This window comes from Acinetobacter sp. Swhac1, from assembly GCF_013390985.1.
GTDB classification, from domain to species: Bacteria; Pseudomonadota; Gammaproteobacteria; order Pseudomonadales; family Moraxellaceae; genus Acinetobacter; species Acinetobacter towneri.
In genome coordinates this window covers 18,533-34,884 of record NZ_JACASN010000013.1, presented here as the reverse complement: position 1 = coordinate 34,884, position 16,352 = coordinate 18,533, and the positions used below count along the sequence as shown (strand labels likewise).

Below are 16,352 nucleotides of genomic sequence, written 5' to 3'. Positions count from 1 at the left end.
ATATGTATTTTACAAACAAGATTCTTCTCATCACAGGCGGTACAGGTTCATTCGGTAATGCTGTTTTAAAACGCTTTTTAGAAACAGATATTAAAGAGATTCGTATCTTTAGTCGTGATGAGAAAAAACAAGATGATATGCGAAAAAAATACCAATCATCTAAGCTTAAATTCTATATTGGTGATGTCCGTGACTATAACAGCGTGCTGAATGCGACACGAGGGGTAGACTACATTTACCATGCTGCTGCATTAAAGCAAGTGCCATCATGCGAATTCCATCCTATGGAAGCGGTAAAAACCAACGTTTTAGGTACAGAAAATGTGTTGGAAGCAGCCATTCAAAACCGCGTAAAACGTGTGGTGTGCTTAAGTACAGACAAAGCTGTTTATCCTATCAATGCTATGGGCATCTCCAAAGCCATGATGGAAAAAGTCATGGTAGCAAAATCACGTAACCTAGAAGAACTAGAAACAGTAATTTGCGGTACGCGTTATGGTAATGTGATGGCATCTCGTGGTTCAGTCATTCCATTGTTTGTAGATCAAATTCGCCAAGGTAAACCGCTTACCATTACAGACCCTAACATGACCCGCTTCATGATGACTTTGGAAGACGCGGTTGATCTAGTCTTATATGCGTTTGAACACGGTGAAAATGGTGATATTTTTGTACAAAAAGCACCTGCAGCAACCATTGAAGTTTTGGCTCAAGCATTAAAAGAACTACTTAAAGTAGAAGAACATCCTGTTTCTATTATGGGTACGCGTCATGGTGAAAAAGCCTATGAAGCCTTGCTTAGCCGTGAAGAAATGGTGGTTGCGATAGACCAAGGCTATTACTTCCGAGTGCCTGCAGATCAACGTGACCTCAACTATGAAAAATATGTAGAAGAGGGCGACTCAAAAATTTCTGAATTTGAAGATTATAACTCACATAATACCGACCGCTTAGATGTTGAAGGTATGAAAAAGTTATTATTAAAACTTGAATTCGTACGTGCTTTAACCCAAGGTCAGTATATAGATCCAGAGGCTTAAACATGAAAATTTTAGTCACAGGGTCTAACGGCTTTATTGCAAAAAACTTAATTCAATTTCTGTCTGAAAAATCAGAAATAGGAGTTTTACCATTCAACCGTAATTCTAGTTCAGCAGAACTAGAGCAATCTGTCCTTGCTGCAGACTGGATTGTGCATTTAGCAGGGATTAATCGCCCTTTAAATGAACAAGAATTTATAGATGGAAATATCACACTTACGCAAAAAATTGCAGATATTCTCAAACAGACTAATAAGCAAACACCAGTTATTCTTTCTTCTTCAATTCAGGCAGAACGTGACAGTGCCTATGGACAGAGTAAGCTAGGTGGTGAGCAGGTATTATTAGAGTTGAATCAGCAACGGGGCAATGCCGTTTATATTTGCCGTTTAGCCAATGTATTTGGTAAATGGTCACGCCCAAATTATAACTCAGCTGTGGCAACCTTCTGTTACAACACCGCTCATGATTTACCTATTCAAATTCATGATGAAAATGCCATGATTCGTCTAGTTTATGTAGATGATGTGGTGAAATCATTTTGGGACATTATTCAAGGTACAGCACAAGTAGAACAAATTTTTGCAGTCCAACCTGAGTATCAAATTAGCGTTGGAGATTTAGCAAAAACTTTGGCTGGTTTTAAACAGTCCCGTGAGAGCTTAATTACAGACCGAGTTGGTACAGGTTTAACTCGTGCGCTTTATTCGACTTATCTAAGTTTCTTGAAGCCTGAACAATTTGACTATAGCGTACCTAAATATGGTGACCAACGCGGTGTGTTTGTCGAAATGCTGAAAACACCAGATGCAGGACAATTTTCTTACTTTACCGCACACCCTGGTATTACCCGTGGTGGACATTATCACCACACCAAAACAGAAAAATTTTTGGTCATTAAAGGTAAGGCATTATTTAAGTTTAAGCATGTAGTGACAGGCGAGTTCTATGAGCTTGAAACTTGTGGGGATGAACCACGAATTGTAGAAACTGTACCAGGCTGGACGCATGACATTACCAATATTGGTGAAGATGAATTGGTGGTGATGTTATGGGCAAATGAAATATTTGATCGTGAAAAACCTGATACTTATGTAATGCCATTAACCCGTTAAAGAGTAAAAGTTGTGAAAAAATTAAAATTAATGACGGTAGTGGGCACACGCCCTGAAATTATTCGTTTATCGCGTGTAATGGCAGTGTGTGATCAATATTTTGATCATATTTTGGTTCATACAGGTCAAAATTATGATTATGAACTCAATGAAATTTTTTTTACCGACTTAGGTATCCGTAAACCTGATTATTTTTTAAATGCTGCAGGTGCGACGGGTGCAGAAACCATTGGTAATGTGATTATTGCTGTAGATAAGATATTAGAGCAAGTTCAACCAGAAGCCTTACTGGTGTTGGGTGATACCAATAGCTGTATGGCCGTATTACCTGCAAAACGTCGTAAAATTCCAACATTCCATATGGAAGCAGGAAACCGCTGTTTTGATATGCGTGTACCTGAAGAAATTAATCGTCGTATCGTCGATCATACCGCTGACATTAACTTGACCTATAGTACGATTGCACGAGATTACTTGTTGTCAGAAGGCTTACCCGCAGATCAGGTAATTAAAACAGGTAGTCCAATGTTTGAAGTGCTGCATCATTACAAAGCTAAAATTGAAGCTTCAGATGTGCTAGAGCGTTTAGGTTTAAAAGAGCACCAATACTTTATTGTAAGTGCACACCGTGAGGAAAATATTAACTCTGATCAAAACTTTTTAGACCTGGTTCAAATGCTGAATTCAGTTGCGGAAAAGTATCAGTATCCTGTGATTGTTTCCACACATCCACGTACCCGTAAGCGTATTGAAGAGCTGAATATTGCGTTTCATCCGCTGATTCAATTATTAAAGCCGCTTGGATTTAGTGATTACAATAAGTTGCAACTTTCTGCAAAAGCAACATTATCAGACAGTGGCACCATTAATGAAGAATCTTCAATTCTAAATTTCCCTGCTTTGAACTTGCGTCAGGCGCATGAACGTCCAGAAGGGATGGAAGAAGCTGCCGTGATGATGGTGGGCTTAACCGCAGAGCGTGTTTTGCAAGGTTTGGAAATTTTAGATCATCAACCACGTGGCGAAGAAAGATTATTGCGTTTAGTTGCTGACTACAGTATGCCAAACGTGAGTGAAAAGGTGGCACGTATAATTTTAAGCTATACCGACTATGTTAACCGTGTGGTATGGAAGAAGTACTAAAATATGAAAATTCTTCTTTTAACGCAGTGGTTTGATCCTGAACCTACTTTTAAAGGACTGGCTTTTGCCAAAGAGTTAAAACGACAAGGTCATGATGTTCAGGTACTCACGGGGTTTCCAAATTACCCAGGTGGGAAAATTTATGATGGGTATAAATTAAAACTTTATCAACGTGAAGAAGTAGATGGAATATCCATTTTACGTGTTGCTTTATATCCTAATCATGATAGCTCTGCGTTAAAAAGAATTTTTAACTATATTAGCTTTGCATTTATGGCAATACTTTTTGGCATTTTTTCGACCAAAAAAGCCGATGTCATTTATGCTTATCATCCCCCATTAACTGTGGGAATAGCTGCTATTTTCATTAAGTTTTTTCGACGTACACCGGTTGTCTATGACATTCAGGATATGTGGCCTGATACCCTAAAAGCAACAGGCATGCTGAATAACATTAAAATTTTAAATCTTATTGGTTTAGTGTGTAAGTTGGTCTATAGATTTGTTGATCATATTGTCGTGCTATGTCCTGGCTTTAAAAAGCTGCTGTCAGAACGTGGTGTACCAGAAGAAAAAATTAGCATTATTTATAATTGGTGTGATGAACAAGGTCTGACTCAGGCTCAGCCGGCAAAAATTGAATATCAGCAGCTGATGCAAAATAAATTTAATATTGTTTTTGCAGGAAATATGGGGAAAGCTCAGGCTTTAGATACTATTTTAGAGGTTGCTAAAAAAGTTCAACATATTAAGGATATTCAATTTGTATTTGTTGGTGGTGGTACAGAAACTGAGCGTTTAAAACAACGTTTAATTGTTGAAAATATATCTAACGTGATTTTTATCCCTCGTATGCCTATGGCTGAAGTTGGAGGTGTATTAGAGCTATCTAATCTATTACTAGTACACTTAAAAAAAGACCCATTGTTTGAGATTACCGTACCGTCTAAAACGCAAGCATATATGGCAATGGGTAAACCAATATTAATGGCGGTAGCTGGAGATGCTGCTGAACTTGTGCAAAAAGCTCAATGTGGTTGTATTGCTATTTCAGAGGATGTAGAAAGTATTCAGCAAGCTATTTTGAAAATTTATCACTTGTCTGCTAGTGAACAGCTGCAAATGGGCTTAAATGCGCACAACTTTTATTTACAAGAATTATCTTTAGAAAGTGGGGTCTTAAACTTTGTAACGATTTTTGAAAAAGTTAGTCGAAAAGTTTAATTTGAGAGAATATGTAATGAAAGTTTTAATATTAGCCCCTCATGCAGATGATGAAGTGATTGGTATGGGAGGAACGATTGCGAAACTAACATCCCAAGGACATGAAGTAGTATTAGCTATTTTAACAGGACCTGGTGATGAGACTCATCCGATATGGCCAAGTTCATTATGGGATGGCATTCGTACTGAGTGTTTAGATGCAGCAGAAATTTTAGGTATAACTCAAGTTATATTTAAAAATTTACCTGCTGCTTGTTTAGATCACTACCCGACATGGAAAGTGAATGGTGAAGTGGATAAGCTAATTCAAGAAGTTAATCCAGATGAAGTATATATTCCCTTTCAGCATGACTTACATCAGGATCATGGTGTAATCAATTACGCTGCATTGGTAGCGTTAAGACCCTATTTATCAAAAAATAAAAATTTAAAGAGAGTGTTATGTTATGAGACTCTTTCAGAAACCCATTTAGCGGCACCTTATTTAGTTGCTGCATTTCAACCTAATATTTTTGTTGATATAGAGAGTTTTTTAGAAAAAAAACTATTGGCAATGGCTGCTTATAAAAGTCAAGTTCAACCCTCAAATATGCCACGCTCACTTAAATCATTGGAATCTCTAGCTCATATTCGAGGAACACATATAGGCAGTATGGCAGCAGAAGGTTTTGTACTTATAGGTGAATATCAGCGATGAAATTCACAGTTGCTTTAAAACGATTAACAGATCTCATAATTTCTCTATTTTTATTAATACTCCTATCACCAATATTAATTCTTTGTACCCTGTTTATAAAATTAGGTGACAAGGGGCCAATATTTTATAAACAACAACGAGTAGGGCTTAATGGCTGTTTTTTCGAAATTTTAAAATTTCGCTCTATGAGCGTAAATGAAAATAGAGAAATTAGCCAGACTTTTAATACCGATCCAGAGGTAACATGGATTGGGAGAGTGATGCGTCGTACCAAAATAGATGAATTACCTCAACTGATTAATGTAGTAAAAGGGGATATGGGACTAGTTGGCCCTAGACCATGTCTTACCATAACTTATAAAGAAATGCCTGAATGGGCAAAAGAGCGTTTTAAAGTTCGCCCTGGGATGACTGGGTTAGCTCAAATTAATGGGAATATTTTTTTGAGCTGGGAAGAGCGTTGGAAATACGATATTCAATATGTAAAAACTTTATCCATTTTAAATGACATAAAAATTGTTTTTAAAACAATATTAGTTGTTATTTTTGGAGAAGATAAATTTAAAAAGGATGTGAAATGAAATTTATAGTTATTGGTGGAGTAACAAGTACAAAACTATTAATTGATAAACTTCTTGATTCAAATATAGCTGACGTTACCGTTTATGGTTATGAGCCTAAAGATCATTCTTTAGTGAGTGGATGGACAGATTTATCTTATAGTCAAAAGAAAGGATATATTTATAAAGCGTTTCAAAAGATAAATGATCTTGAAAATGAAATTGTAGAAGCAAACCCAGATTATATTTTTGTTGTTGGTCTGTCTCAATTGGTATCTAGAAAAATTATTGATGCTGCTAAAAATTTTTCTATCGGTTTTCATCCTACTGCTTTGCCAAAAGGCAGAGGCAGAGCACCTTTAGCATGGATTACTGAAAAATGTGAGGATGGGGCAGCGACTTTTTTTGAATTAACAGAAAATGCTGATGAAGGACAAATTTTTGTTCAGACACCATTTCTGGTTGAAGAGTCCGATGATGCTGAAAGTGTTGAAGCAAAATTGCTGATTGCAGAAAAAGATGCTTTAGATGAGTTAATTTTTGCAATAAAAAATAATAAATTAAAAGGAACACAACAATCTGAAGAGCAGGCCACATTTAATGGCAAGCGTACTCATTTTGATGGTTGTATAAATTGGGAAAATGAGGCATATAAAGTTGACCGGTTAATTAAAGCCGCTACACTCCCTCATCCTGGAGCTTTTACATTTTTTGAAGACTTAGAAATAAAAATCTGGAAATCTGAAGTATTATTTAATTCGCCTTATAATGGCGTTGTTGGGACGATTCAAAAAGTTAATCAAAATGATTTTATTATTCAATGTCTTGATCATTGTATTAGAGTAACTAGTTGGTCTACAGATAATTCTTGGTTACCTAAAGTAGGGATGAGATTAGGATATATAAATTCTCTCGAAATTAATCTGCTAAGAAAAAAAGTAGCAGACTTGAGTGAACGTTTAGAAGTAATGGAAACTTCTTTAAAAAAAGTATTAAGTAACAAGCTATAAATAGGTGCCTAAAATGTCTGTATTATTTGGTATCTATGGTGCTTCAGGTTGTGGGCGTGGTTTGATGCCTGTAGCAAGAGCCCAATTAAAACGTTTGGGAAATCCTGCTGAAATCGTATTTATAGATGATAGCTTAGTTGCAGAAACCATAATCAATTCACATCGTGCTATGAATTATGCGGCATTTAAAGCACACCCAGCGACTCAAAAACAGGTGCTGATTGCGATTGCCAATAGTCAAGTACGTGAAAAAATTTCAATACAACTTGAACAAGATGCAATTGAGCTCTGGAGTGTTCAGGCAGATAATGTCGTACTGATGGATGAGGTTGAAATTGCCGCAGGCGCAGCACTCAGCCCTTTTGTGAGCATTACCTCAAATATAAAAATTGGTAAATGCTTTCATGCCAACTTATATAGCTATGTAGAACATGATTGTGTGATTGGTGACTTTGTGACTTTTGCCCCAGGTGTTCAGTGTAATGGCAATATTCATATTCATGACCATGCTTACATTGGTGCGGGTGCGATGATAAAACAAGGTACGCCAGACCAACCTTTAATTATTGGTCGGGGTGCGGTGGTTGGTATGGGTGCTGTGGTGACTAAAAGTGTACCTGCAGATGTGACTGTTGTCGGCAACCCTGCGCGACTGCTGAAAAAAACTAATTTTTAAGACGAATACGAATTAATATTCTAGGATAAAGCATGCTAAACACAGCATTTGAACCATGGCCAAGCTTTACTCAACAAGAGGCAGATGCCGTATCTCAAGTTCTACTGTCCAACAAAGTCAACTACTGGACAGGGCAAGAATGCCGCGAATTTGAAAAAGAATTTGCGCAATTTGCGCAAACCCAATATGCCGTGGCACTTGCCAACGGTACTGTCGCTTTGGATGTTGCACTCAAAGCCTTGAACATTGGCACGGGTGATGACGTGATTGTCACTTCACGCACCTTTTTAGCATCGGCAAGCTCCATTGTGACAGCAGGTGCCAACCCCATTTTTGCAGATGTAGAACTCGATTCACAAAACATATCTGCTCGTACCATTGAAGCGGTACTCACTCCAAATACCAAAGCGATTATTTGTGTCCATCTAGCCGGGTGGATGTGTGATATGGATCCGATTATGCAACTGGCAAAAGAAAAGGGTCTGTATGTGATTGAAGACTGTGCACAGGCACATGGTGCGATGTACAAAGGTAAATCTGCAGGTTCCATTGGACATATTGGTGCATGGTCGTTCTGTCAGGACAAAATTATGACCACAGGTGGCGAAGGCGGTATGGTCACCACCAATGATGAACAGCTATGGAAAAAAATGTGGTCCTACAAAGACCATGGTAAAAATTACGACAGCATTTATAACAAACAGCATCCACCAGGGTTTCGCTGGTTACACGACTCTTTTGGCACCAACTGGCGCATGATGGAAATGCAAGCCGTGATTGGACGTATTCAATTACAGCGCATGCCTGAATGGACACAAAAACGTACCGAGCATGCACAGCGCATTTTAGCAGCGTTTCAGGACAGTCCATATTTTACTGTGCATTACCCAGACAGTGACTATGTACATGCCAACTACAAGTGCTATGTGCAGGTCAATAGCGAACAGTTACCTACAGGTTGGTCACGTGATCGTATCATGCAGGAAATCAATGCGCTGAATGTACCTTGTTTTAGCGGCTCATGTTCAGAAGTGTATTTAGAACATGCTTTTGATGGTACAGCATGGCGTCCTGCACAGCGTTTAGCGCATGCACAGCAATTGGGCGAAACCAGTTTAATGTTCTTGGTACATCCAAACTTAAGCGATGACAGTATCACAAAAACCATTGCGGCAATTCAGCAGGTGATACAAAAGATGGCAGGCTAAGCCATACTTATGATGCAGCCTTCAAGTGATGATCTTCATCTTGCGATAGGGCGCAAAGGGCTGCATTAGGTTGGTTGTTGTAGCTTTACATCATTCGGCTATTGAAGTGCGATAGAGTCATCTAATCTTTAAACTGAAAATAGAGTAAAATATGCCAAATGATATATTTTACATTGATAAAAATAGTGTGAACTGAAAATTGTCTATTTAATGTTTATAGACAATTTTCAGTAAAAAAAATATTGAGAAGCCTCATCCCGTGAAATTCATTATCGAACCTGCTGTAGAATCCCCCCGCTTAGTCAAACTTGCCTTTTTAGTTGTGCTGGATTTCTGTGTATTTCCTGTCTTGCTTTGGCTATGTTATGCCATCCGCCAGTTTGATTTAGGCGCAGAAGTGGTGCCCAACTTGGCTTTTGGTTCGGTATGGGCAAGTGTGATTGCAGTTGTATCACTGTTTATTTTTGGGGTATATCGCTTTATTGTGCGCACCTACAGCGAACTGTTTATGGTTAAACTGGGGTTAGGTACCTCTTTGACTGTGGCAGGGTTGTATGCGTTGGCTTACTTTACCGACGCCTTTATTCCCACTTCTATTCCGCTCATGTTCGGATTTCTCATGTTCGCATGGGTTTGGTTTAGCCGTGGCTTTATTCGCTTTATTGTGCGTTCTTATTTACAGGCAGATGTACAAAAAAAACGTGTGGCGATTTATGGTGCAGGCAATGCAGGACAGCAAATTGCAGCAGCACTATACAATTCCGATGAACACTTACCCGTGATGTTTATTGATGATGATCCGTCACTCACTGGGCAACAGTTGGGCCGTTTAAAAGTCTATGATGCAGAAACAGCATTAAAAGTCATGCCGAAAAAGCATATTGATGAAATTCTGATTGCGCTGCCTTCGGTCGGACGTATGCGTAAAAGCGAGATCGTCAAATTTTTAGAACCTGCACATATTAAAATTACCGAAATTCCAGGATTAACCAAACTGGTCGATGGTGAAATTCGCGTATCGGATATTCAGGAAGTCGATATTATTGACTTGCTCGGGCGTGACCCTGTGCCGCCTGTACCCGAACTGTTGGCTAAAAATATTCAAGAGAAAATGGTCTTGGTCACAGGTGCGGGTGGTTCAATTGGTTCTGAACTGTGTCGCCAAATTATCAAAAATAAACCCAAAGCTTTGGTAATTTATGAACTGACCGAATTTGCGTTGTATAGCATTGACAAAGAATTACGCTTAAATAGCGATGTCACGATTATCCCGATTTTAGGTTCAGTGCTAGATCAGGCCAAACTGGAACGGGTGATGGAACAGTATAGGGTTCAAACCGTGTACCATGCGGCTGCTTACAAACACGTGCCCTTGGTAGAATGTAACCCATTGGCAGGTTTGAAAAACAACGCCATTGGTACAGCATTTAGCTTAAATGCAGCGGTCAAAACAGGCGTAGAAACCTTTGTACTCATTTCTACCGATAAAGCCGTGCGTCCAACCAATGTCATGGGGGCGTCTAAACGTATGGCAGAATTGTATTGTCAGGCGATGGCAGAAGCGCAAGATCAGACCCAAATTAGCATTGTCCGCTTTGGGAATGTCTTGGGTTCATCGGGTTCGGTGGTGCCGTTGTTTAAACAGCAAATTGCCAAAGGTGGGCCTATTACCGTGACTCATCCTGAAGTCACCCGTTACTTTATGACCATTCCAGAAGCCTCACAATTGGTGATTCAGGCGGGTGCTTTAGGTCAGGGGGGCGATGTATTCCTGCTGGATATGGGGGAACCTGTACGCATTCAGGACTTGGCCCGTCAAATGATTGCACTGAGTGGTTTAAAAGTACGAGAAACAGGCAGCCAGGAAGGTGATATTGAAATTCAATATTCAGGCTTACGCCCAGGCGAAAAACTTTACGAAGAATTGTTGATTGATGCCGATAATACCGAAGTGACCCAGCATAGTCGTATTTTGCGTTCTTATGAAAAAATGTATCCGTTGGATGAATTGCTGATGGTGTTTGAGCGTATGCATGACTTAACCGCAATTCAAAGTGATATCGACTGGGCTTTAGCACAGCTTGAACACTATGTGGATGGTTATGTCCGTGGGACAGAAATTAAGGTGAACTAAATTTCAAAAACTAAGTTGAAGTAAGTCAGTTCAACTTGTTGATGAGTAAAATTTAACTAAAAAATTTGTGTAAATTTAGGTATCTGAGATGATTAAAAAAGCCATTTTACCCGTTGCTGGTTTAGGCACCCGCTTTTTACCTGCCAGTAAATCTATCCCTAAAGAAATGGTGACCGTGGTCGATCGTCCTGCGATTGAATATGTGGTGCGCGAGGCAGTTGCAGCAGGGATTGAGCAAATTATATTGGTGACCCATTCATCCAAGGCCTCCATTGAAAACTACTTTGACCGTAACTTTGAGCTAGAAACCACGTTAGCACAAAAACAAAAATTGGATTTGCTCAAAGAAATTACCGAAATTTTACCTGCCCATGTCAGTGTCGTGAGTGTACGTCAACCACAACCTTTAGGCTTAGGGCATGCGGTTTTATGTGCTAAATCTGTAGTGGGCAATGATGCCTTTGCAGTGCTGTTACCCGATGTATTGGTTAAAGATGATGCTGCACAAAATGACTTGGCGCGTATGATTCAGCGTTTTGAGCAATCTCAGGCTGCACAAATTATGGTTGAAGCTGTGCCAGATCATTTGGTCGATCAATACGGTATTGTGGATGTAGCCACAGCACCTGCTGAAGGTGAAAGTACCGTGATGCAGGGCATTGTCGAAAAACCTGCAGTAGGCACTGCACCTTCTAATTTATCGGTGGTGGGGCGTTACGTTTTGCCTGCAGAAATTATGACTTTGCTCGAAAACACCCCTAAAGGGGCGGGTAATGAAATTCAATTGACCGATGCCATTGCCATGTTGCAGCAAAATAGTGTGGTGGAAGCTTACCGTATGCAAGGTCAGACTTTTGACTGTGGCAGTAAGTTGGGTTACTTAAAGGCGGTGTTGCATTATGGACTCGATCATCCAAAATTAGGCGATGATTTTAAAGCCTTGATTCAAGAATTAAAGATTGAATCTTAAAGGTGATTAAGGGGGGAGATTAGAAAATCTCTCCTAGCCTCCCTTCTTACGCAAGAATTTAAAGCAGTGCTTAAACTCTGGCTCAGGGAGGAACATCTATTATAAAGCTTTTGCTAGTGCGAACTTCCCCCTTTGAAAAAGGGGGATTGAGGGGGATTAAAAAAAGGAGAGCCAAATATGGTGAAAACTTCCAATGTTGAAAATCTCTCCCAACCTCTCTTTAAAAAAGAGAGGGGTGCTCATTATAAAATTGATTTTATGTGCGAAAATTTAAAGCAGTGCTTAAATTCTTGCTCATGGTGGAACATCCATTATAAAGCCCTTGCTTGTGCGAACTTCCCCCTTTTCAAAGGGGGATTGAGGGGGATTAAAAAAAGGAGAGCCAAATATGGTGAAAACTTTCAATGTTGAAAATCCCTCCTAGCCTCCCTTTAAAAAGGGAGGAACAGTAGGAAAGGATGAAATGTAAAAATCTTTCCTAATCTCTCTTGAATCAAGAGAGTAACCCCATGAAATAAACAGCATCAACCAATACACAGGAACCACATTTTGAAAGTCGCAGTCTTTGGGAAAACCCTCTATGCAGGCGTGATGTCTGCACTCTTGGCAGAATGTGGGCATCAAGTCTATTGGTGCGATATCTTTCAGGATGCTGCCCATCCACTAGAACAGCAACATCTCAGCTTTCAAGACCAAGCCTTGAGCCTGTTATTACAACAACAATGCAGCAAGGGCTTTTTACACTATTGTGAGTTTGCTGCATTGCCTTTAGATGTGGATGTCTATCTACTCAGTTTGAACCCGACTGAAGAAGCACACGCCTTAACCGTTTTGGGGCAGTTGCAACAACGTCCGATCATTCACCCTAAATTGATGATCAATGCCTCGACTTTGGGTTTAAATGGCACACAGCGCCTACAAAAAATCTTGCCACAAGATGACTGGATTTATTTGCCTGACATGATTCAAGAGGGCAATGCCATTCAAAGTCTGACCCGTGCACAGCAACTCACGGTGGGTTGTGAAAATGAACGTGCGCAAATCAAACTCAAAGAATTACTCCGCCCTTTATTTCCACGTGCACAGCAATATCTGTTTATGCCCGTGTTGGATGCAGAATTTACCAAACTGAGTATTTCCGGCATGTTGGCGACCCGTATTAGTTATATCAACGATTTGGCGGTGGTGGCAGAAAAACTCGGGATTGATATTGAGCATGTGCGGCAGGGTATGGCGGCAGATAGCCGTATTGGTGCATCATATATGTATCCTGGTGCGGGGTTTGGCGGTGAAAACTTTAGCCATGATATTCAGACTCTGGCCAGTACCGTCTCCACCACAGGGGTGAAAAGTCAGCTGTTGGCGCAGGTCTGGGACATTAACGAACAACAAAAAGAACTCTTGTTTAGAAAGTTGTGGAATTATTATCAGGGCGATTTAAACGGCAAAACCGTGGCGATTTGGGGCGCGGCTTTTAAAGAAAATACTGCACGGGTGCAACATTCTCCCATTCATGCGATGTTGCCTGCGTTGTGGGCGCAGGGTGTGACGGTCAAATTGCATGACCCACAAGCCTTGCCTGAAATTGTGGCCCAGTATGGTCAGCGCGATGATCTGATTTTATGTACAGACCAATATCAAGCGGTAGAGGGGGCATCGGCATTATGTGTGCTGACCGCGTGGAAACAATATTGGAGTCTGGACTATCCAACTTTGTTGCAGCAGATGCAGCATCCGCTGATTTTGGATGGTCGCAATATTTATGATCCTGAATTTGTGAAGGCACAAGGTTTTGCTTATATGGGAGTCGGTCGCTAATGATTCGTAGCACAATGCCACAGACGCAAAGCTCGATTTCTCCAAATGACAATGCCTTGTCGCAGTTAAAACAATTGCAGCAGCAGTTTCAGCAGCTGCATTTAAATCAGCTGTTTGCTCAAGATCCGCAGCGTTTTCAGCGTTTCTCGGTGGCTTTGGACAGTGTGCTGTTTGACTATAGCAAGCATCGGATTGACGCCAAGGTGTTGCAGACTCTGGTTCAGTTTGCACAGCAGAGTCAGCTTGCTGAGTGGATTGGACGTTTATTTTCAACGGCAACTGGCTCAGAGAAAATTAACTATACCGAACAGCGCGATGCGATGCATTGGGCCTTACGTTTGCCTGCGACCAGCACAGCAGCAAGTGCTTCCGATCAGACTGATGCCTACGCTGCATTGACTGAGCAAGTCCATACCCAGCTTGAGCGTATGTATGCCTTGGTGGAAAAAATTCATGCAGGCCAATACCGTGGTGCCACGGGTGAAGTGATTCAGGATGTGGTCAATATTGGTGTCGGTGGCTCAGATTTAGGCCCGTTGATGGTGACCCAAGCCTTATCTGATTTTAAAGTGGCAACTGAAAAACCACTGAATGTACATTTTGTGTCCACCATGGATGGCAGCCAGCTATCTGAATTGCTGCATCGTCTGCGTCCTGAGACCACTTTATTTATTATTTCGTCCAAGTCTTTTGGCACCATTGATACCTTATCTAATGCACAAACTGTTAAACAGTGGCTAGAAAAAGCGCTGGGTGTGCATACCCAAATTCTAAAGCATCATTTTATTGGGGTGTCGACCAAAGCCGATAAAATGACCGATTGGGGCATTTGCCCTGAAAATCAGCTCTTGCTTTGGGATTGGGTCGGTGGTCGTTATTCGTTATGGTCGTGTATTGGCTTACCGATTGCCCTGACCATTGGCGTTGCGGGTTTTCAACGGTTTTTAGCAGGTGCACATGCGGTTGATCAGCATTTTCAAACTGCTGCATTTGATCAGAACATCCCGGTGCTGATGGGTTTGCTGGGGGTGTGGAATAATAACTTCCTGAATATTCAGACTCATGCGGTCTTGCCTTATGATGGACGCTTAAAATACTTCGCCTCTTATTTACAGCAGTTGGAGATGGAATCTAATGGTAAATCCATTCAGCGCAATGGTGAGGCGGTTAACTTGGATACCTGTCCGATTGTTTGGGGTGAGGTTGGGCCGAATGCACAGCATGCGTTCTATCAATTGTTGCATCAAGGGACGCATGCGGTTAGCTGCGATTTTATTGCCCCTGTGCAGCGTTATAATGCCAATCAATTTACCTATGCGGAAAATGCTGAGGCTTTAGTAGAGCAGCACCATTTGGCCTTGTCCAACTGCTTGGCACAGTCGCGGCTTTTGGCCTTTGGCAATCAGGCTCTAGATCAGCAGGAATTAGATGGCTTAGCGGCGTATAAGCAGTACAGTGGTAATCAGCCAAGTAGCAGTATTTTATTGCAAGAACTCAATCCGTATAGTTTGGGCATGTTGATTGCTTTGTATGAACACAAAGTCTTTGTACAATCGGTGCTGTGGAATATCAATCCCTTTGACCAATGGGGCGTAGAAAAAGGCAAGGAAATTGCCAATCAGCTCTTGCCGATTTTAAATGGGCAGCAACAGGATTTATCGGCACTCGATGCATCGACCCAAGGTTTATTAAAAATTTTATTAGGAAAAATAGATGGCTAATGTTTTAGTAACAGGCGGTGCCGGCTATATCGGTTCACATACCTGTGTCGAGTTGCTGAATGCAGGGCACAGCGTGGTGGTGCTGGATAATTTATCCAATAGCTCGGCCGAGTCATTGGCGCGGGTGCAACAATTGACTGGCAAAACCTTACAGTTTATTCAGGGTGATATTCGTGATGCTGCTGCTTTGGATGCTGTGTTTGCGCAACATCAAATTGATGCGGTGATTCATTTTGCCGGACTCAAAGCAGTGGGAGAAAGCCAACAAATTCCACTGAGTTATTTTGATAACAATATTGCGGGTTCAATTAGCTTGATGCAGGCGATGCAACGCGCGCATGTGTTTAAACTGGTGTTTAGTTCGTCGGCTACAGTATATGACGAAGCCAATATTTCGCCGTTACATGAAGAGATGCCAACGGGCATGCCAAGCAATAACTATGGTTATACCAAACTGATTGTGGAACAGCTTTTACAAAAAGCAGCCCTTGCCGATGCACGTTGGTCGATTGCGCTATTGCGTTATTTTAACCCTGTGGGGGCGCATAAAAGTGGCTGCATAGGTGAAGACCCACAAGGTATTCCAAATAATTTAATGCCTTATGTCACCCAAGTGGCGGTGGGACGTCGTGAAAAACTGTCGATTTTTGGGCAGGATTATGCTACGCCAGATGGCACTGGCGTGCGCGATTATATTCATGTGGTCGATTTGGCCAATGCGCATTTATGTGCCTTGAATAACCGTTTGACTGCCCAGGGTTGCCGTGCTTGGAATATTGGTACGGGTAATGGAATTTCAGTGCTGCAAGTGAAGAATACTTTTGAACAGGTCAATGGTGTGCAGATTCCATTTGAGTTTGCACCACGTCGTGAAGGTGATGTGGCGACCTCTTTTGCAGATAACAGTCGTGCCGTGCAAGAACTGGGTTGGACTCCACAATATGGCTTAGAAGATATGTTGGCCGATAGTTGGAACTGGCAAAAGCAGAATCCGAATGGTTATCGTTAAGATGGATGATTCTAGCTATACACTCAG

Annotated in this window: 14 protein-coding genes; all 14 read left to right on the top strand. The window is 41.0% G+C overall.

The features are described from left to right. Positions 1–2: 2 nt before the first annotated feature. Entirely contained in the window at positions 3–1,040 is a 1,038-nt protein-coding gene (locus tag HX743_RS08470; RefSeq protein WP_178318981.1) for a polysaccharide biosynthesis protein, read from the top strand. Between the two features lie 2 nt (positions 1,041–1,042). Continuing rightward, entirely contained in the window at positions 1,043–2,155 is a 1,113-nt protein-coding gene (locus HX743_RS08465; RefSeq protein WP_178318980.1) for an NAD-dependent epimerase/dehydratase family protein, read from the top strand. 12 nt (positions 2,156–2,167) lie between these two features. Then, the gene (gene wecB / locus HX743_RS08460; RefSeq protein WP_178318979.1) at positions 2,168–3,298 is read left to right on the top strand and encodes a non-hydrolyzing UDP-N-acetylglucosamine 2-epimerase; all 1,131 of its coding nucleotides are present in this window, start codon (positions 2,168–2,170) and stop codon (positions 3,296–3,298) included. A gap of 3 nt (positions 3,299–3,301) precedes the next feature. Continuing rightward, positions 3,302–4,522, top strand: a complete 1,221-nt coding sequence (locus tag HX743_RS08455; RefSeq protein WP_178318978.1) for a glycosyltransferase family 4 protein — start codon at positions 3,302–3,304, stop codon at positions 4,520–4,522. Next, positions 4,497–5,219 (top strand): PIG-L deacetylase family protein, encoded by a 723-nt coding sequence (locus HX743_RS08450; RefSeq protein WP_250316211.1) that lies wholly within the window; start codon positions 4,497–4,499, stop codon positions 5,217–5,219. The genes HX743_RS08455 and HX743_RS08450 overlap by 26 nt, the downstream gene beginning before the upstream one ends. Next, entirely contained in the window at positions 5,216–5,800 is a 585-nt protein-coding gene (locus HX743_RS08445; RefSeq protein ID WP_178318976.1) for a sugar transferase, read from the top strand. The genes HX743_RS08450 and HX743_RS08445 overlap by 4 nt, the downstream gene beginning before the upstream one ends. After that, positions 5,797–6,789 (top strand): methionyl-tRNA formyltransferase, encoded by a 993-nt coding sequence (locus HX743_RS08440; RefSeq protein ID WP_178318975.1) that lies wholly within the window; start codon positions 5,797–5,799, stop codon positions 6,787–6,789. Before HX743_RS08445 ends, HX743_RS08440 begins: the two co-directional genes overlap by 4 nt. Positions 6,790–6,802: 13 nt before the next feature. Continuing rightward, positions 6,803–7,465 carry an acetyltransferase gene (locus HX743_RS08435; protein ID WP_178318974.1) on the top strand — a complete coding sequence of 221 codons (663 nt, stop codon included), beginning with the start codon at positions 6,803–6,805 and terminating at the stop codon, positions 7,463–7,465. 32 nt (positions 7,466–7,497) lie between these two features. After that, complete coding sequence (locus tag HX743_RS08430; RefSeq protein WP_178318973.1) at positions 7,498–8,673, top strand: DegT/DnrJ/EryC1/StrS aminotransferase family protein; 1,176 nt, start codon at positions 7,498–7,500, stop codon at positions 8,671–8,673. A 259-nt stretch (positions 8,674–8,932) separates the two neighbouring features. Then, positions 8,933–10,807 (top strand): polysaccharide biosynthesis protein, encoded by a 1,875-nt coding sequence (locus HX743_RS08425; RefSeq protein WP_178318972.1) that lies wholly within the window; start codon positions 8,933–8,935, stop codon positions 10,805–10,807. 88 nt (positions 10,808–10,895) lie between these two features. After that, positions 10,896–11,777 (top strand): UTP--glucose-1-phosphate uridylyltransferase GalU, encoded by an 882-nt coding sequence (gene galU, locus HX743_RS08420; RefSeq protein WP_178318971.1) that lies wholly within the window; start codon positions 10,896–10,898, stop codon positions 11,775–11,777. 549 nt (positions 11,778–12,326) lie between these two features. Further along, positions 12,327–13,595: a nucleotide sugar dehydrogenase gene (locus tag HX743_RS08415; RefSeq protein WP_178318970.1), complete on the top strand. Its 1,269-nt coding sequence runs from the start codon at positions 12,327–12,329 to the stop codon at positions 13,593–13,595. Then, positions 13,595–15,316 (top strand): glucose-6-phosphate isomerase, encoded by a 1,722-nt coding sequence (gene pgi, locus HX743_RS08410; RefSeq protein ID WP_372238844.1) that lies wholly within the window; start codon positions 13,595–13,597, stop codon positions 15,314–15,316. Before HX743_RS08415 ends, pgi begins: the two co-directional genes overlap by 1 nt. Then, a complete protein-coding gene (galE, locus tag HX743_RS08405; protein ID WP_178318969.1) occupies positions 15,309–16,325 on the top strand; it encodes a UDP-glucose 4-epimerase GalE in 1,017 nt (338 codons plus the stop codon). The genes pgi and galE overlap by 8 nt, the downstream gene beginning before the upstream one ends. Positions 16,326–16,352 lie beyond the last annotated feature (27 nt).